This window comes from Peribacillus sp. P4_B1 (assembly GCF_056402395.1).
The window spans coordinates 71,028-89,759 of the sequence record NZ_JBFUHM010000007.1 but is presented as its reverse complement, the minus strand read 5'-3'; the positions used below and the strand labels follow the sequence as shown (position 1 = coordinate 89,759).

Annotated in this window: 18 protein-coding genes; 3 read left to right on the top strand and 15 right to left on the bottom strand. The window is 42.1% G+C overall.

Translation table 11 applies throughout. The annotated features are described in order from the left end of the window. Positions 1-55: 55 nt before the first annotated feature. The gene (rnz, locus tag AC1DVK_RS05900) at positions 56-988 is read right to left on the bottom strand and encodes a ribonuclease Z (protein WP_477626034.1); all 933 of its coding nucleotides are present in this window, start codon (positions 986-988) and stop codon (positions 56-58) included. Between the two features lie 230 nt (positions 989-1,218). Here rnz and zwf point away from each other — a divergent pair, with 230 nt between their 5' ends. Continuing rightward, the gene (zwf, locus tag AC1DVK_RS05895) at positions 1,219-2,718 is read left to right on the top strand and encodes a glucose-6-phosphate dehydrogenase (RefSeq protein ID WP_318686025.1); all 1,500 of its coding nucleotides are present in this window, start codon (positions 1,219-1,221) and stop codon (positions 2,716-2,718) included. Positions 2,719-2,768: 50 nt separating this feature from the next. Here the strand turns inward: zwf and AC1DVK_RS05890 are convergent, their stop codons facing one another. After that, complete coding sequence (locus tag AC1DVK_RS05890; RefSeq protein ID WP_155727338.1) at positions 2,769-2,930, bottom strand: hypothetical protein; 162 nt, start codon at positions 2,928-2,930, stop codon at positions 2,769-2,771. A 303-nt stretch (positions 2,931-3,233) separates the two neighbouring features. On the opposite strand from AC1DVK_RS05890, the gene AC1DVK_RS05885 reads away from it, so the two are divergent. Continuing rightward, positions 3,234-3,407, top strand: coding sequence for an asparagine synthase (locus AC1DVK_RS05885; protein WP_089361468.1), 174 nt, complete (start codon positions 3,234-3,236; stop codon positions 3,405-3,407). 55 nt (positions 3,408-3,462) lie between these two features. Here AC1DVK_RS05885 and gndA read toward each other — a convergent pair whose 3' ends face one another. From gndA to mce, 5 genes are all read right to left on the bottom strand, one after another. Next, positions 3,463-4,875, bottom strand: coding sequence for an NADP-dependent phosphogluconate dehydrogenase (gndA, locus tag AC1DVK_RS05880; RefSeq protein WP_477626033.1), 1,413 nt, complete (start codon positions 4,873-4,875; stop codon positions 3,463-3,465). 41 nt (positions 4,876-4,916) lie between these two features. Then, complete coding sequence (locus AC1DVK_RS05875) at positions 4,917-6,191, bottom strand: DNA polymerase IV (protein ID WP_410860386.1); 1,275 nt, start codon at positions 6,189-6,191, stop codon at positions 4,917-4,919. A gap of 581 nt (positions 6,192-6,772) precedes the next feature. Further along, positions 6,773-7,894, bottom strand: a complete 1,122-nt coding sequence (locus AC1DVK_RS05870; RefSeq protein ID WP_477626032.1) for a tripeptidase T — start codon at positions 7,892-7,894, stop codon at positions 6,773-6,775. Between the two features lie 227 nt (positions 7,895-8,121). Next, positions 8,122-9,672: an acyl-CoA carboxylase subunit beta gene (locus AC1DVK_RS05865; protein ID WP_410860385.1), complete on the bottom strand. Its 1,551-nt coding sequence runs from the start codon at positions 9,670-9,672 to the stop codon at positions 8,122-8,124. Beyond that, a complete protein-coding gene (gene mce / locus AC1DVK_RS05860; RefSeq protein WP_089361472.1) occupies positions 9,669-10,091 on the bottom strand; it encodes a methylmalonyl-CoA epimerase in 423 nt (140 codons plus the stop codon). Before mce ends, AC1DVK_RS05865 begins: the two co-directional genes overlap by 4 nt. A 170-nt stretch (positions 10,092-10,261) precedes the next feature. Here mce and prli42 point away from each other — a divergent pair, with 170 nt between their 5' ends. Then, complete coding sequence (gene prli42 / locus AC1DVK_RS05855; RefSeq protein ID WP_155727341.1) at positions 10,262-10,357, top strand: stressosome-associated protein Prli42; 96 nt, start codon at positions 10,262-10,264, stop codon at positions 10,355-10,357. A 43-nt stretch (positions 10,358-10,400) separates the two neighbouring features. Here prli42 and AC1DVK_RS05850 read toward each other — a convergent pair whose 3' ends face one another. The 8 genes from AC1DVK_RS05850 to scpA form a co-directional block, all read right to left on the bottom strand. Then, a complete protein-coding gene (locus tag AC1DVK_RS05850; protein ID WP_061463972.1) occupies positions 10,401-10,916 on the bottom strand; it encodes a L,D-transpeptidase in 516 nt (171 codons plus the stop codon). A gap of 31 nt (positions 10,917-10,947) precedes the next feature. Beyond that, positions 10,948-11,937: an aromatic acid exporter family protein gene (locus AC1DVK_RS05845; protein ID WP_477626031.1), complete on the bottom strand. Its 990-nt coding sequence runs from the start codon at positions 11,935-11,937 to the stop codon at positions 10,948-10,950. A gap of 193 nt (positions 11,938-12,130) precedes the next feature. Next, positions 12,131-12,853: an amino acid ABC transporter ATP-binding protein gene (locus AC1DVK_RS05840; protein ID WP_061463974.1), complete on the bottom strand. Its 723-nt coding sequence runs from the start codon at positions 12,851-12,853 to the stop codon at positions 12,131-12,133. Then, the gene (locus AC1DVK_RS05835; RefSeq protein ID WP_061466139.1) at positions 12,846-13,505 is read right to left on the bottom strand and encodes an amino acid ABC transporter permease; all 660 of its coding nucleotides are present in this window, start codon (positions 13,503-13,505) and stop codon (positions 12,846-12,848) included. The genes AC1DVK_RS05840 and AC1DVK_RS05835 overlap by 8 nt, the downstream gene beginning before the upstream one ends. 129 nt (positions 13,506-13,634) lie before the next feature. Continuing rightward, positions 13,635-14,438, bottom strand: a complete 804-nt coding sequence (locus tag AC1DVK_RS05830; RefSeq protein ID WP_176431790.1) for a transporter substrate-binding domain-containing protein — start codon at positions 14,436-14,438, stop codon at positions 13,635-13,637. A 327-nt stretch (positions 14,439-14,765) separates the two neighbouring features. Next, a complete protein-coding gene (locus AC1DVK_RS05825) occupies positions 14,766-15,203 on the bottom strand; it encodes a BrxA/BrxB family bacilliredoxin (RefSeq protein ID WP_477626030.1) in 438 nt (145 codons plus the stop codon). A gap of 208 nt (positions 15,204-15,411) precedes the next feature. After that, a complete protein-coding gene (gene meaB, locus AC1DVK_RS05820) occupies positions 15,412-16,539 on the bottom strand; it encodes a methylmalonyl Co-A mutase-associated GTPase MeaB (protein ID WP_477626029.1) in 1,128 nt (375 codons plus the stop codon). Beyond that, positions 16,539-18,731, bottom strand: coding sequence for a methylmalonyl-CoA mutase (scpA, locus tag AC1DVK_RS05815; protein WP_410860384.1), 2,193 nt, complete (start codon positions 18,729-18,731; stop codon positions 16,539-16,541). Before scpA ends, meaB begins: the two co-directional genes overlap by 1 nt. Position 18,732: the final 1 nt, after the last annotated feature.

Sequence of the window (18,732 nt, the reverse complement as noted above, 5' to 3'; positions counted from 1 at the left end):
TATCCAATGAACAATTGATTAATTATATCAAACATTCTCTTTGATTTCAGCTACCCTATTCCTTTGAATATAAAGGAACTTTAATGGCCATTAGATCTTCAGCCAAGATCGTGTTTGCGAAGATAGCTTCGCTTTCCTTCCTTAACCTCTCCGAATCCTCTGGAGTATACCGTGAGCTGATATGGGTAAGGATTAGATGCTTAGCTCCCGCTTTCAAAGCCGTTTCTGCAGCCTGAACCGTGGTCGAATGATAATAGGCGGATGCCATTTCAGATTCTTCTGCTGAAAATGTAGCTTCATGAACAAGGTAGTCCGCTGAATCAGCAAGAATGAGAGCATTGCTGCACACACGCGTATCACCCAGAATCGTGATGATCCGACCTTTTTGCGGAGCACTTAGATAATTCTTCCCATTTAAGATACGGCCGTCATCAAGACTGACCGTTTGTCCATTTTTCAATGCTTTAAAAAGCGGACCCGGCTTCACACCTTCTTGCAGCAGCCGATCGACGAGCAGGCTTCCCTGGCGATCCTTTTCTACAATCCGGTAACCGATACTGTAGATGCCATGATCCAGCGCCATGGCCGTCACTGTGAATTGTTCGTCCTCAAATGCTACGCCTTCCTCTATTTCAATGATTTCCAATGGATATTTTAAATGAGTGCCACTCACCTGTAAGCTCGTCTTAATAAATGCATCAATGCCATGCGGACCATATACGGTCAATTTATCCACTCCGCCCTGAAAGGATCTGCTGCTTAAAAACCCAGGGAGTCCGAAGATGTGATCACCATGCAAATGGGTGATGAAAATTTTTTCAATTTTTCGCGGTTTGACTGCCGTTTTTAAAATTTGATGCTGTGTTGCTTCCCCACAATCGAATAACCAAACCGTCCCGCGCTCTTCCAATAATTGAAGAGCGATTGATGTCACATTACGCGCTTTAGCCGGAACGCCAGCGCCTGTACCTAAAAAAACAAAATCCACGATACTACCTCCGTTGCAAATACTTTATGACTTAACTATAGCATAATCAAAGGTGCTCTTTCATTTATGACCCATTAAAACCAAAACAACATTAAACTTTTAATGAAATATAAGAAAAAAATGCGCAAATTGATTGCTTTGAGGGAAAGCTAAACGTAGAATTAGAAATTGGTACACAATCGGGAATTCCAACTTTATAGACAGATTTAACGGAAAGTTGAGGTTTTAACATGACAGAAAACAATAAACCCACAGCATTGATTATGATTTTTGGTGCTACCGGAGATTTAGCGAAAAGGAAACTGTTTCCTTCCATATATCGACTATTTCAAAAAGAGAAAATCAATAAATTCGCCGTCGTTGGAGTAGCAAGGAGATCATTGACGAACGAAGAGTTTCAAACAAGTGTCAAGGACTCCATACTTAAGTTTGGACATGCGGAAGAAAAGGTAGACGAATTCATTTCCCATTTCCATTATCACTCCCATGATGTAACTAGCTCGGAATCATACCTCCAGTTAAAAGACATTGCCGAAAATTTAGACGGGCAGTACCATTTAGAAGGAAATCGGATCTTCTATTTAGCGATGGCACCTGAGTTTTTCGGAACGATTGCCGAACAGATTAAAGCTCAAGGCCTGACTGATTCGACTGGATATAAGCGCCTGGTCATCGAAAAGCCATTTGGGCACAGTTTCGAAACTGCTCAAAAATTGAATGAGCAGATTCGAACTGCATTCGCTGAAGATGAAATCTACCGTATCGATCATTATTTAGGAAAAGAAATGGTTCAAAATATTGAGGTCATACGTTTTTCAAATGCCCTATTCGAGCCGCTTTGGAATAACAGATATATATCTAACATCCAGGTTACTTCAAGTGAAACACTTGGCGTTGAAGAACGTGGGCGTTATTATGAAACTAGCGGTGCCCTAAGGGATATGGTCCAAAACCATCTGCTGCAAATGGTTGCCTTGCTTGCCATGGAACCCCCGATCGCTTTGACAACCGAAGAGATCCGAAGCGAAAAAGTGCGGGCATTGCGTTCACTTCGACCTATGAAGGTGGACGAAGTCAATCAATACTTCGTCCGTGGCCAATATGGTGAAGGAACGATAGGCGGTCAAGCGCTTCCGGCATACCGCAATGAACATAACGTAAATCCCGAATCCAACACAGAGACCTATGTTGCGGGTAAATTGATGATAGATAACTTCCGTTGGGCCGGTGTACCTTTTTATATCCGTACCGGTAAGAGAATGGATGTCAAATCAACGAATATCGTTGTACAATTCAAAGATATCCCAATGAATCTATATTATAAAACAGAAGAAACGTTAAACCCAAATCTTCTCGTTATCCATATCCAGCCAGACGAAGGTATCACATTGTACTTAAATGTCAAGAAATCCGGGACGACGTCCAATACAAAGCCAATGAAGCTGACCGTCTCGAACAAAGGGATCGAACACATCAATTCTCCCGAGGCATATGAAAAGCTATTGTTTGACAGTATGCGTGGAGATGCTACAAACTTCACTCACTGGGACGAGGTTGCCCTCTCATGGAAGTTCGTCGATACCATTTCCGATGCATGGGAAAATACTAAAGAAGAATCTTTCCCTAATTATGAAGCAGGATCCACAGGTCCACTTGCATCAGATGAACTCCTGGCAGAAGATGGACATATTTGGTGGCAAATCAAGAAAAGCGAAAATAATGATGATTGATAGGATATCAAGAAGGGATGCAGATTTGAATTCTGCATCCCCTTCTTCATTCATGAAACATTCTTCCTGACCAATTTCTCCCGGATAATATGAAACATTTCCTTGGGCTTTGACATTTCTTCATCTCTTTCTAAATTAAGCCAAAATGAAACACCCAGTTCTAAGACAATGAATAATAAAAAAATGGCTACAGCCAACCAGATGATGAACATTAGTCATCCGCTCCTTCTCTCTTATCTGCCTACTGTATCCTATGGTCCGTCCATGGCTTTCAATGTTTATATTTCCTTTTCCGCAGGTGTTTAAACCTAAAAAGATGGATGGATGAATGACATACATCATACTACATTTCCATAAAAAAGGAAATAAACCAACACTATTTACACCTAGTTCATTTTTACCCTTTCCAACCTTTTGGACTCTTTATAGAAAAAGAATGGTAAGGTCTTGCTGAGGTTACACTAGAAAAGGTGCAAGTAATGGCACCACTAACTTCGATGTGGGGGGATTATCGAATGGACATTCGTGAAGGGTTAATTCCAACAGCGTTGGGCACAGCCGTGACAGCTGCTGGTTATGCAATGAAGCAGAACCGGCGCTCAAACAAAATGGTGGCTAATACGGTATTTGGTTTCGGTTTGGCACATATTGTATTAGGGGTCATTGACCTTGTGGAGCATCGGAGATAGTTTTTTTAAAAAAGCCGGCTTAAAAGGGAATTCCCTTTTAGCCGGCTTGAACTTATTATTTTTCCATCCATTCGGTATGGAATGTTCCTTCTTTATCAATGCGTTGATACGTATGAGCTCCAAAATAGTCACGTTGGGCTTGAATTAGGTTAGCTGGCAGCGTTTCTGTACGATAGCTGTCGAAATAGGCAAGTGCCGATGACAAGCAAGGAACCGGAATTCCGTTCATCACTGCCGTTGACACTACCTCACGTAGAGCTCCTTGATAGCTTTCGGCAATCCCTTGGAAATAAGGATCAAGAAGCAGGTTGTTCAAGTTCGCTTTACGATCGAACGCTTCCTTGATTTTTTGAAGGAATTGTGCGCGAATGATACAGCCGCCACGGAAAATCATCGCGATTTCGCCATATTGCAAGTTCCAGTCATTTTCTTCTGATGCTGCTTTCATTTGTGCAAATCCTTGTGCATATGAACAGATTTTGCTCATATAAAGTGCTTTTCGGATACTTTCAATCAAAGCCTTTTTGTCGCCTGTAAATGATTCGGCTTTTGGACCACGAAGGATTTTACTCGCTTCAACACGCTCGTCCTTGATTGCTGAGATAAACCGGGCGAATACGGATTCCGTAATGATTGGAAGCGGAACACCAAGATCAAGCGCACTTTGACTTGTCCATTTCCCTGTTCCTTTTTGGCCCGCTTTATCTAAAATGATATCGACCATCGGCTTGCCAGTTTCTTCATCATATTTTTTGAAAATATCAGCAGTAATTTCAATTAGATAACTATCAAGTTCCCCTTCATTCCATTCAGTAAAGACTTCATGGAATTCTTCAGCGGACAGCCCAAGAAGATTTTTCAAAAGGAAATAAGATTCTGAAATCAATTGCATGTCCCCGTATTCAATACCATTATGTACCATTTTCACATAATGACCTGCTCCATCCGGTCCGATATACGTACAGCAAGCATCACCATCGACCTTAGCTGAAATATCCTTCAAGATCGGTGCAACCAGTTCATATGCTTCTTTTTGACCCCCAGGCATGATGGATGGACCTGTTAGAGCCCCTTCTTCCCCTCCTGAGACGCCTGTACCGATGAAATGGATGCCAAGCTTGCTTAATTCGTCATTACGGCGCTGAGTGTCCTTGAAGAAGGTATTTCCTCCATCAATAACGATATCCCCTTTTTCAAGTAACGGTTTTAATTGCTCGATTGTCGCATCTGTTGCAGCACCAGCTTTAACCATCAATAAAATTTTGCGTGGTGTTTCCAAAGAATCGACGAATTCCTCAAGCGTGTATGCGGCCGTTACGTTTTTACCTTCCGCTTCCTTCATCATTTCGTCCGTTTTTGATCCTGAGCGATTATAGACGGAAATTGAATATCCTCTGCTTTCAATATTAAATGCAAGGTTCTTGCCCATTACCGCTAGTCCGATAACGCCAATCTGTTGTTTTGTCATGATCATCTTTCCCTTCTCTATATCTTTACACAGCTTATACGCTATTCTTTTTCAAAAGAAGGATCATTCCTCCTGGATTGCTCAAAGAAATCTTTGCTGAAGCTAGTGTCCGTTCCAATCGAACGGTTCTTCAAGGGTAATCCCTTTTTAATAATATTTTCTCCGTACTTATTTTGCAAGTGTTCCATCGCTTCATACAGAGGTTCTTTTGCTGCATCCTCTTGAAAGGAGAAAATATCCAGCTGTTTGAAGGCTGACTCTTTCTCTATGACATCATAGGCAGTGACACCAAGGAGTCTGATCCCTTCCCCATTCCAATTTTTCATAAAGAGATCTGTAGCTCCATCCAGGATATCCTTTTTTTCAAAAACAGGATTAGGAACCGTCCTGCTTCTCGTTATAGTGCGGCGGTCTTTGTAACGGATCGTCACTCCTATTTTTTGACCAAGCAGGCGTTTATTTTTCAACCGGATGGCTACCCTCTCAGAAAGCTTTTCCAATACACCGATCAGTTCTTTTTGATTTGTGGAGTCATGTGGCAGAGTTGTTGAGTTCCCAATGCTTTTATGATCAAAAATCGCTTCGGGATCCACAATTCTGGGGTCAATTCCATTAGCCCTATCTTTCAAACGGATGCCATTGATCCCAAGAAGCTGTTTCAGTTGACTATCATTGGCAATTGCAAGGTCCCTGATCGTCATTATGCCGATGGTTTTAAGCTTTTCCGAGGTCTTATCCCCGATTCCATGCATTTCGTTCACTTGTAAAGGCCAGAGCTTTTCCGAAATATCCCTTTTCCTTAATATGGTGATTCCCATTGGCTTCTTCATATCAGAGGCAGTTTTGGCCAAAAATTTATTAGGGGCAATCCCGATGCTGCAAGGGAGATCCATCGTATTCAAAATTCTTTCCTGAATGCTATTGGCTATATCTAAAGGTGAACCCAATTCGGCGCATTCACTAATATCCAGATACCCCTCATCTATCGAAACCGGTTCAACCATCTCTGTATATTGCCTTAATACATTGAAAATAGCCAGTGATGCCCTTCGATAACGCTCGAAATTCGGTTTCTGAATGACTAATTGAGGACATAGTTTTTTCGCCTGCCAAATCGGCATGGTCGTTTTAACCCCGAACTTCCTCGCCTCATAGCTGCAGGTGACGATTATGCCTCTTCTCTCTTCAACATTGCCTGCAATCGCAAGCGGTTTGCCTTTCAATGAAACATCATATGACATTTCAACTGAAGCATAGAAACTATTCATGTCTACATGGAGAATGACCCTGCCATTTTTGGGATACATGTCCTTCATGTTTGACCGTCACATCCTTGTAAAAATAAAAAACACCGGATAATAGGGCCAATAAAAAACCATTTCTTTTAAGATACCCCTATTTATCTTTGGTAACCACAGTGAAAGATAATGCAAATCCAAGAAAAACAGCCATCATGTCATTGATGACTGTACATAAATTCCAGCAATACTTGAACAAAGATGATACGAGTTTTTAAGGATCAATGATTGTAATCAAACGGCTACCCCATTGGCAACACCCTGCATATATTCAGTTTATTGATTGCCTGGCTGGACTATGTGTCCGGTGGGGAGGACATCCGTCCATTTTGCAATCCACCTCTGTTCATCATTGCCGAGAGCTGATTTACCTGGATATAATACCTCATTCCTATATCAGTGGTAATAATTCATTCCTGACATTGCCCATTCCAGCAACAAATCCTTGCTAGGGGGAATCAATTATATGGCATCAGATTTCTCGATGGAAATCACGGATTGAAATCGGTAAAGCACATTCCTCATTTCCAACAAGAAATACGGCCACCTTCTTTAGATTTACTCAGGAAACTCTCTTCCGGATCTATTTTTCGATTTAATTATTCCCCGGATACTTCTTTGATGATACTGACAACCATTTCAGCAAGCTTCGTTAATTCCTCAACGGGTATTCTTTCATTCGTAGTATGGATATCTTCATACCCCACTGCGAGATTGACAGTAGGAATCCCAAAACCTGCAATGACATTGGCATCGCTTCCGCCGCCGCTTTTAACCAACTCGCATGGACGACCGATTTTCTCTGCTGCCTTTCTTGCGACTTCGACTACATGATCGCCAGCCCCATATTTAAAACCAGGATACATGACGTTAACTTCAACTTCAGCCCGTCCGCCCATTTCAATGGCGGCAGTCTCGAATGCCTCTTTCATTCTCGCCACTTGTTTTTCCATTTTTTCAGGAATCAAGGATCTTGCTTCCGCAAGGATTTCAACATGGTCACAAACAATATTGGTTTGCTGTCCACCTTGGAAACGTCCGATGTTGGCTGTCGTTTCCTCGTCGATCCGGCCTAACGGCATTCTTGAGATCGCTTTGGCAGCGATCGTAATTGCCGAAACTCCTTTTTCAGGGGCGACACCAGCGTGAGCAGTCTTGCCTAAAATTATCGCAGACACTTTCGCCTGAGTAGGTGCAGCAACGACGATATTGCCAACTTTTCCATCACTATCAAGAGCAAAACCGAATTTTGCCGTTACAAGTGAGCGATCCAATGCCTTTGCCCCTATCAAGCCAGATTCTTCACCGACTGTTATGATAAATTCGATTGTCCCATGCTCGATATTCTGTTCTTTCAACACTTTAAGCGTTTCTAACATGACCGCTAATCCAGCTTTGTCATCCGCTCCTAAAATGGTCGTTCCGTCTGACACTATGTATCCATCTTTGATGGAAGGCTTGATTCCATTACCCGGTACAACCGTATCCATATGGGAGGTGAAATAAATGGTATCTACGCCTTCTTTCATTCCTTTTAAAGTACATACTAAATTGCCTGCACCATGACCCGTAACTGCTGTTGTATCATCTTCAAAAACCTCTACACCCAGTGCCTCGAATTTTTCTTTCAGCACTTTGGCGATGGCTGCTTCATTTTTCGTTTCGGAATCAATCTGGACCAATTCCATAAATTCACTAACTAAACGTTCTTCATTAATCATAAAATAAAACCTCCAAAAAAAGTTTTCCTCTTTAATTATACTTCTAAAAGCGGCGCCCCGGCAAATAATGTGAAATTGAGGAACCGTGCTTAAATGGAATGCTGGTCATCCCCCGTCCAAAGTTCCCCTTAAAAATGGTGAATGATAACATATAAATGGGTTTACGAATTCTTCCCAGTATGGAAAAGAGCCCAAAATAGATATATTTCGGGCTCCTTGCAGTTGGATCATAACGGGATATTGCCGTGTTTTTTCCATGGACGTTTTTCTTTTTTGTTGCGAAGCATTTCAAGTGATTGAATGATCTTAATCCTTGTTTCCCGGGGATCAATTACATCATCTACCATTCCAAGACTTGCAGCAACATATGGATTAGCGAATTTATCACGGTATTCTTCTATTTTAGCCTCACGAGTCGCTTCAGGGTCTTCACTATTTTGAATTTCACGGGCAAAAATGATATTTGCCGCTCCAGCCGAACCCATTACCGCGATTTCCGCATTTGGCCATGCAAATGTTAGATCAGCACCGATGGATTTACTATTAAGGGCCACATAAGCTCCTCCGTATGCTTTACGCAGGATGATCGTCAATTTTGGTACTGTTGCTTCTGAATAAGCGTATAGCAGCTTTGCACCGTGACGGATTATCCCGCCATGCTCTTGTTTAACGCCCGGGAAGAAGCCTGAAACATCTTCAAACGTAATTAACGGAATGTTAAACGAGTCACAAAAACGAATAAAACGGGCAGCCTTATCAGATGAATCAATATCCAGTCCCCCTGCCAATACTTTTGGCTGGTTACAGACAAGTCCCACTGATTTCCCTTTGATTCGCGCTAAGCCGACCACTATGTTTTTCGCAAAGCCCTCTTGCACTTCCATGAAGGAACCCTCATCGACAATTTGCTCCAATACTTTCCGAACATCATATGGACGGATCCCTTCATATGGGACTACATCCGTTAAGTCCGGACGGTAGTCATCTCCATCGTCCGTTTCCAAAACCGGCGGCTTCTCTTCATTGTTTTGTGGAAGATAGCTCAGGAGACGTCTAACGTCGGCCAATACTTGTTCTTCTGTCGCTCCCTTGAAATGCGCATTACCGCTTATGGTATTATGTACAGTCGCTCCACCCAATCCTTCAGATGAAATCTTTTCACCCGTAACCGTTTCAATGACTTTAGGTCCTGTTATGAACATTTGGCTCGTTTTTTCAACCATGAAGACAAAGTCGGTTATGGCTGGAGAATAAACGGCTCCGCCTGCACAAGGTCCCATAATAACGGAAATTTGTGGAATGACGCCTGAATAAATGGAGTTCCGATAAAATATTTGTCCATAACCGTCAAGGGAAACAACACCTTCTTGAATACGCGCTCCACCAGAATCGTTCAAACCTATGAAGGGGGCCCCATTTTCCGCCGCCAAATCCATAACATTGGCAATTTTCAGAGCATGCATTTCCCCTAGTGCACCGCCAAATACAGTAAAGTCCTGGGAAAACAGATAAATGTCGCGGCCGTTTACCTTTCCATAACCGGTGACGACCCCTTCTCCCGGTCCTTCTTCCTTTTCCATGCCAAAATTAGTATTACGGTGTTTGATGAAAGGATTAAGTTCAATGAAAGTTCCCGGATCAACTAAAAGCTCGATTCTTTCCCTTGCAGTAAGTTTGCCCTTTTCATGCTGCTTATCGATTCTTTCTTCACCGCCGCCCATTTCCACTTTGCGGCGTCTGTCATATAAGTCATTGATCGTTTCATATATGTCTGTCATTCCTGCTCCTCCTTTGATCCGGCTCGTTCACAAAGCTCAAACAATACACCTGCAGTAGACTTGGGATGAACGAAAGCAACATCTGCTTTGTGTGCTCCCTTTCTTGATGAATCGTCAATCATGCGCAATCCTGATTCTTTAATTTCTTTAATTCGATCTTCGATACTATCGACACCAAGGGCCACATGATGAATCCCTTCACCGCGTTTATCAATGAATTTGGCGATTGGACTTGACGGTGACAACGCTTCCAATAACTCCAAACGGGTATTGCCTGCCAAGATAAAGGCCACTTTTACGCCTTGGCTCTCCACTGTCTCTATTCCTTCAAGTTCCAAGTTCAGCGTTTCCGTGTAAAGTGGTAAGGTTTCATCAAGTGACTTGACGGCAATACCAATATGATCGATATTTTTAATCATCATTCATCCCCCCATGTTATGCATTATGGATGACTCTATTAAAATACTATTAATCTTCCATTGAAGCCTTTCAAGATTCGGAATAATATGAACATTGTACTTTTACTTGTTTCTACTAAACGTTCAAGTTAAAATAAAACCAATTAAACTGTTTGAGGGAGAGAGAGCATATGGGAAATAAAAAAATAAGAAAGATCGTCGTGTATTTAATGCTTATCTCGATGTTGTTGACGACCTTATTATCAGGTATCGCATTTCTTTTATAATAAATATCGGAATGAGAGGGAAGCAAAGACTTCCCTCTCTTTTTTATTTTATCGCTCCGTTTTTCTTTGCCAAAGTTTTGAAATCATCGTTCGACTTGGTGATTAACACCTTTGTGCCGATAGGGACTTTTTCATACAAACGCTCTACATCGGCTTTATGCATCCGTACACAGCCATTTGAAATGAATTTACCGACTGACGACGGTTGATTCGTACCATGTATCCCGTAAATCCTGCCATCGGTATTTCGTGCATCAAATCCAATCCACCTCGATCCCAAAGGGTTCCTGGGATCGCCGCCCGGAATATTCTTTTTTCGATAATAGGGATTGACCGCTTTTATTTTAACCGTGAAAATCCCTTCAGGTGTCAATTCCTGACTCTTCCCAGTGCCGACCGGCAGAATCTCCTTGACCTCGTTATCATCAATGAACGCCAATTTATTGTTGGCTTTATTGATGATGATAAAAGGATCTCCCGGCTTAACCGATTGAGGTTGAGCTTGTACCTGTAGCGGCCACAAAGATAGCATAAGCAACAAAGAAAGGATCCATTTCATTTATATCAATTCCTTTACTCTTTTGCTTAGTTTAAGCCATGTGCCTCTTTTTCATTCGGTTATTGGCCAGCTTGGGTAACCCCTTGAAGGAATGCTTTAACAATAAATAGCGTTCCATTTCCTTCATGAGCTGCAGTAATGCGGCCCTTGATTCAAACTCTTCCCGTGTCTGTGGAAGTGCCATTCCCCTAAAATGCAGCTCCATTTCTTCAAGCTTTTTCAGATAAAGAATGGCCGTATTTTGTGGATGGACGTTTTCTGCCAGGTCCTCAATAAAATCAGCCACTATCCCGCTTTGCTTGACGACCAATGGAATATTCGTGACTAGAGGAAGAATGCGTTCAATTATTTCAAATTGCTTTTCACGCATTTTGAAATAATGGTAATACAGGTCTTCTTCCCTTAAGAAATGATTTTCCACGTCCCTGAAGGCAAGGCTTTTGGCTTGGTTAAGAAGATTGRCTGTTTCAGTAATTTCCTTACCATCCCATGTGTGGTCATTATCCCTTAAATAGCGGACAATCCCCATCAAGATCGCACTAAAGTTAGTTTCGATACTTTCCTGATAGGCAAGCAGTTTTTCATCGACACTGGGCATGTACAGATTCATGACAAGTGCAACTCCAACTCCAACGGCAATTAATATCGTTTCATTGATCAGCAGGGAAAAAGTGATGTTGCCAGCTCCATAAAGATGCATGATGATGACGCTGCTCGTTACAATTCCCTCATTAATCTTCAAGGCAACTGTCGTAGGAATGAAAATCAAAAGGATCAACCCTATTGTCAGCGGATGGAACCCGATGAAATGAAAAAATAGGGATGCATAGACCATTGCGATCAAACAAGCTAAAAACCGGTGCCAGGAGGCATCCACCGACTTCTTTTTTGTAACTTGAATGCATAAGATCGTTATGATTCCCGCAGCCGAAAAATATTCCAGGTTAAGCATTTGCGCGATAATAATTGCCAGGGTAACCCCCAAAGCAGTTTTAATCGTCCTGTATCCGATTTTAAACATTGTTATGTATCACCTGGCTCTTTCGCTATCTATTATAATACTATCAGGATTTCAGATGTTTTTACAGTCCTTTGTGAATGAAATTCCCAATTTTTCAAAATCCATTCACTCAAAAATACATTATAGGAATAAAATAAAAAAAGGTAACCTAGTCGTTACCTTTTTTTTATAATTATATACTATTTGCCTTGGCTTATAAAACTTTTTCCAAGAAGTCTTTTGCACGCTGGCTTTTCGGATTGGAAAAGAATTCTTCCGGAGCACTTTCTTCGACGAGAAGACCCCCGTCCAAGAAAAGTACACGATCGGCCACTTCTTTGGCAAATCCCATTTCATGCGTTACGATAAGCATGGTCATCCCAGTATGTGCCAGTGACTTCATTACCTCGAGCACTTCTTTTACCATCTCAGGATCAAGAGCTGAGGTCGGCTCATCGAAAAGCATCACTTCCGGATTCATTGCCAATGCCCGCGCAATGGCGACCCGTTGTTTTTGTCCGCCTGATAGACGATTCGGATATGACGATTCTTTATCGGCCAAACCGACTTTAGTCAAGAGCTCCCGAGCTTGTTTTACTGCTTCAGCTTTTGATAATTTTTTCACCTTCATCGGTGCATATGTCAGATTCTCCAGGACGGTTTTATGAGGAAATAAATGAAAATGTTGAAAAACCATTCCTACATTTTCACGCACTTTCATGATATTGGTCTTTTTTTCAGTGATGTTTTGATCTTTAAACCAAATTTGACCATCAGTTGGAGTCTCAAGCATATTGATGCAACGCAAGAAAGTTGATTTTCCCGAACCGGATGGGCCGATGATCGCTAACACTTCACCCTGCCCTATCTCGGTGCTGATGCCTTTTAATACCTCGAGCTTACCATAATTTTTTTTGAGCTCATCAATTTTAATCACTGCGTCTCATTCTCCTTTCAATCACTTTGCCTAAGATGGTAAGAACCATAACCATCACATAATAAATGAGACCGGCAAATAAAATCGGCTCGAAGAATTTATATGTCTCACCGCCGACAATATAAGAACGGCGCATGATATCCCCCAACCCAATAATTGTGACAACGGCTGATTCCTTCGTTAAGGAAATCACTTCGTTCACAAGGGACGGCAGGATATTCTTGATGGCCTGCGGAAGTATTATATTAAGCATCATCCCTGAATAGGGTACCCCAAGTGCAAGTGCAGCCTCACGTTGCCCTTTATCTACCGCTAGAATGCCTCCCCTGATAATCTCAGAGATGTATGCGGCAGAGTTTAGCCCGAATGCTAAAAATGCTGCTTGGAATGCTTCGATTTGAATCCCTAATATTTGCGGTGAACCAAAATAAATCAGCATTAATTGCAGCACTAAAGGGGTACCGCGGAAAATGGATGTATAAAAGTCAGCAATCCAATTTAAGGGCTTGATTCTACTGATTTTAAGTATAGATAATAATATTCCCAAAACAAAACCGATTACAGCCGCAACCGCTACAACCTTTAATGTAGTCGGTATTCCCTCCAGGATATATGGAAGGGAGGGTATAATCCTATCAAATTCCAGATTCACTCCATTCATCCTCTCTTATGAAGGCCGTTATCATGGGCCTTCCTCCTGCTTCATTTAATGTCAATAAAGCGCGGAAAAACGTTCAGAAGGCATATTGCATCTCTTCTGAACGCTTTTCCTCTCTCTGTATTATTCGGTTTCGCTGCCACCGAACCATTTTATTATTAATTTTTCCATTTCACCATTCTGTAACATTTTTTTCAATTCGGCATTGAATTCGCCAGTTAACTTGCTTCCTTTTTGGAAAGCGATTGCCGAACCGGCATCTTCTTCACCAGATTTGATCACATAGCCCACCAAATCTTTATTATCTTTCAAATAGCCTTTTGCCACAGTATCTTCCATGATTGCGGCGTCAAAACGTCCTGTGGACATTTCTTGAACAACCTCTGGAATACGATTCCGTTTTTCAATTTTCATCCCAGTCTTTTTGGATTTATTCAAGTCGTTTGCCAATGTCTCCTGAATGGATGCAAGCTGTACCCCTACCGTTTTCCCTTTTAAATCTTCAACAGTTTTGATTTTACTGTCCTTTGTCGTGATGATCATGTTTTTAGCTGTATAGTATATATCACTGAAATCAACGGATTGTTCACGTTTTTCTGTTGGAGTCATTCCAGAGATAACGAAATCGACCGATTTATTTTCCAGAGCTGGAACAAGACTATTAAAGTCAATGTCCTTCACTTGAACCTCATAACCTAATTTTTTACCGATTGCTTTAGCGATATCAATGTCAAATCCTTTTATTTGATCACTTTTAGATGTTTCAACATATTCAAATGGCGGATAATCCGCAGATGTTCCCATTACCAGGACCTTTTTGTCTTCTTTGCCAGCTGTGTTTTTATCTTTTTTCTCAGATGTTCCGCATGCTGCTAAAATACCTACTAATAACACAGAAGTAAGCAACAATGCTAACTGCTTTTTCAACTTCATTATTATTCCTCCAAAATGATATTTTCAATTCTCTTGTTATTAAATTTGGTTTTAGGTTATATAAATTAATTAATTTGCATAACTAATATTCATACACTAATGTGTATTTTAACACACTCTAATAATTATTCAATAACGTAAAAAATAGATTTACTTTTCGAAATATTCACTCAATTAACCCTCCCCATTTCGCACTTTTTCTCCAGAGGGGATATATCTGGCTTCCTTATCTATCTTCTTTCCTAAATGTTCCTTATTTATGCAAGTTCATGAATAAAAAAAACCCGTCGATTGGCGGGTTTTTTTGCTTATGGCTATAGCTTACACTTCTTCGCAATATTGATCGAAGTAGTCTTGTAATTTTTCAACTACGGACATCGGGTGGTGCCCTTCAATTTCATGGCGTTCTATCATAGTGATGATTTTTCCATCTTTCAGCAATGCAAATGATGGGGATGACGGTGGATACCCTTCGAAGTAATCACGGGCTTTTTCCGTCGCCTCCTTATCTTGCCCAGCAAAAACAGTTACAAACTGATCAGGGCGTTTATCATTATGAATCGCATGAGCTGCTGCAGGTCTAGCTATTCCCCCAGCGCAGCCACAAACGGAGTTGACCATAACAAGTGTCGTTCCTTTTTGTGCAAATACCTCTGCTACTTCCTCGGGAGTAGTCAATTCTGTATATCCAGCAGTCTTAATCTCATCGCGAGCCTGTTTGACTACGTCGTTCATTAAAAAATTAAAATCCATATTCATGGTATGTGCCCCTTCCAAGTTTTCTCTTCAATCCTATCATAACAATTGCCACTTCGTGATTCAATAAATTTACCTGCTAAAAGTGGATAAAGGGATCCGAAACATGTTTAAAACGAAAAGGAAGCGGGAACCATGTGTGTAACAACAAGAAAACTTCTTACAAAGGGATGGGGCATGAGAAACAATTCAAGCCCCACCCCTTTCCTGTTTAATTTGACTTAAACGTATCAGTAAAAAATTGAAAGACTTGCTTAACAGCAGTGGTGACCGTTTTATTCCCTGACATCACTTCATTCTCCAAAATAGGGAGAAGACCTTTGACGGTTTCATTTTTATAGAACATCGTTTTAAGCTGGTGATCCATTAATGAATAAAGCCATTCCTTAGATTGCAGTCTTCTCCGTTCTTGAAAAACACCAGATTCCTTGGTCATAGCGGAAAATTCATTCAATACATCCCAAAGTTCTGGAATTCCTTTACCGGTTATGGCAGAACAAGTATATGCCTTTCCTGCCCATCCCTTTGTTGCCGGCTGAAGGAAGTGCAAGATTCTACTATATTCGGACTTTGTCCTAATCGCCAACGGAATGTTCTCTCCGTCCGCTTTATTGACCACAATTCCGTCCACAAGTTCCATGATCCCTTTTTTCATCCCCTGTAATTCATCCCCGGCACCGGTTAGGACAAGGAGCATGAAGAAGTCGACCATGCTTCGTACTATAGCTTCACTCTGGCCGACACCAACAGTTTCTATCAGGATGACATCAAATCCCGCCGCTTCACAAAGCAACATCGTTTCCCTTGTTTTGCGGTGAACTCCTCCTAAGGTGCCTTCGGATGGTGAGGGCCTTATGAAGGCACGGGGGTTTCTTGCCAGCTCCTCCATCCTCGTCTTATCACCTAGGATACTTCCCCCGTTGATAGAAGAGCTTGGGTCGACGGCTAGAACAGCAACCTTATGGCCCCTGGCACATAAGTAGGATCCAAACGTCTCGATAAACGAGCTTTTCCCTGCACCTGGCACTCCGGAAATCCCGATTCGAATCGAGTTCCCTGTATGAGAAAGGATGGAATGTAATAATTCCTGTGCAGGATCGAAGTGGTGGGGTGCATTGCTTTCAATCAGTGTAATCCCTTTAGCAAGATTGGCCCTGTCCCCTTTTATGATTCCCTCTTTAAGTTCATGGATCGGTATGCTTACATTTTGTTTTTTGATGAATTTGCTTTTTGAAGCTTTGTTATGACTGGCTGCTAATTCTACACCTGGCTTTAATGAAGAAGCAAAACCTTCCTGATTGTTAAGATCGACCCATTCCGGCTTCTTGTCTTCACTCATTATTGGACCACTTCCTCATATCCGAGGCGATTGTATATTTCCTGAAGCACTTTTTTCGCTGCCTGTGGAATGACTGTACCAGGTCCAAAAATGGCTGAAGCGCCATTTTCCATTAAGTAATCATAATCCTGTGCAGGGATGACGCCGCCGACGATCACTATGATGTCTTCACGGCCCAATTTCTTCAGTTCCGACATAAGCTGCGGCAACAATGTTTTATGACCGGCAGCAAGCGAACTCATTCCGACAACATGCACATCATTTTCCACGGCCTGTAAGGCGGTTTCTTCCGGTGTTTGGAATAATGGACCGATATCGACATCATAGCCTAAATCCGCAAACCCCGTTCCTACTACTTTAGCTCCACGATCATGACCGTCCTGACCCATTTTAGCCATTAACAAACGCGGTCTTCTTCCTTCATTTTCAAGGAACTCTTCCGTCATGCGGACGACTTCCTCAATTTCCGCTTCTTTTGAGTATGCCGAGCTATATACGCCGCTGATAGAACGGATCGTTGCTTTATGACGTCCAGCCACCTCTTCGACCGCATCGGAGATTTCACCTAGTGAAGCCCGTACTCTTGTAGCTTGCACAGCCAGTTCAAGCAGGTTACCTTCGCCTGTTCTAGCAGCCCTGGATAGCGCCTGAAGAGCTTCATCCACCTTTGCCTGATCACGCTTCGCTTTTAATTCGCCCAAACGCTTAAGCTGACTTTCGCGAACTGCGGTATTATCTATCTCCAGTATTTCAATCGGATCTTCTTTTTTCAAACGATATTTATTGACGCCGACAATCGTTTCATCCTGAGAATCGATTTTAGCTTGACGCTTTGCAGCCGCTTCCTCGATCCTCATTTTTGGAAGGCCGGTTTCGATTGCCTTTGCCATTCCTCCAAGACCTTCGATTTCTTCTATGTGAGCCCAAGCCCTTTCGATTAATTCATTAGTGAGCGATTCTACATAATATGAACCCGCCCATGGATCGATTACCTTTGTGATACCGGTTTCCTCCTGCAGATAAAGCTGTGTGTTACGTGCAATGCGGGCCGAGAAATCAGTTGGCAGTGCAATGGCCTCATCCAGTGCGTTCGTATGCAGGGACTGTGTATGTCCCAGTGCGGCCGCATGAGCTTCAATCAGGGTCCTTGCGACATTATTAAACGGATCCTGCTCGGAGAGGCTCCAGCCGGAGGTTTGGGAATGAGTCCTCAATGCCATCGCTTTATTATTTTTCGGTTCGAACTGTTTCATCAGTTTTGACCAAATGAAACGAGCCGCCCTCATTTTCGCCACCTCCATGAAATAGTTCAATCCTACAGCCCAGAAGAATGACAGGCGTGGTGCAAACTTATCGATATCAATACCTGCCTTCATGCCGGTACGTGCGTACTCAAGACCATCAGCCAATGTATAGGCCAGTTCGATATCCGCCGGCGCCCCCGCTTCTTGGAGATGATAACCCGAGATGGAAATGGAATTGAATTTCGGCATATATTTGGAGGTATACTCAAAAATATCAGCTATGATTTTCATGGACATTTCAGGTGGGTAGATATACGTATTCCGGACCATATATTCCTTTAAGATGTCATTTTGAATCGTGCCCGAAAGCTTATCCTGCGTAACGCCTTGTTCTTCAGCTGTCACGATATAAAAAGCCAGGATAGGTAATACTGCACCGTTCATAGTCATTGATACGGACATCTGATCCAGCGGAATCCCGTTGAAAAGGATTTTCATGTCAAGGATGGAATCAATGGCAACTCCCGCTTTCCCCACATCACCGACAACGCGTGGATGATCGGAGTCATAACCACGGTGTGTGGCTAAATCAAAGGCAACTGAGAGCCCTTTTTGCCCCATCGCCAGATTACGTCTGTAGAACGCATTGGATTCCTCAGCAGTCGAAAAACCTGCATACTGGCGTACCGTCCAAGGACGATTGACATACATCGAAGGATAGGGCCCCCTTGTAAACGGAGCGATGCCTGGGACACTTTCCATATGCTCCAATTCGCGATTATCTTCTTTAACATAAAGCGGTTTGACTTTTATTTGTTCATTGGTTTCAAACAGAAGGTTATCGATATTTTGCCCAACGGCTTTTTCGGCTTCTTTTTTCCATGCTTCTACCGTCCCTTTAATCTTAGCCTTGGCAGGATTTATAGCAGAAAAATTCGGTTTTTTCATT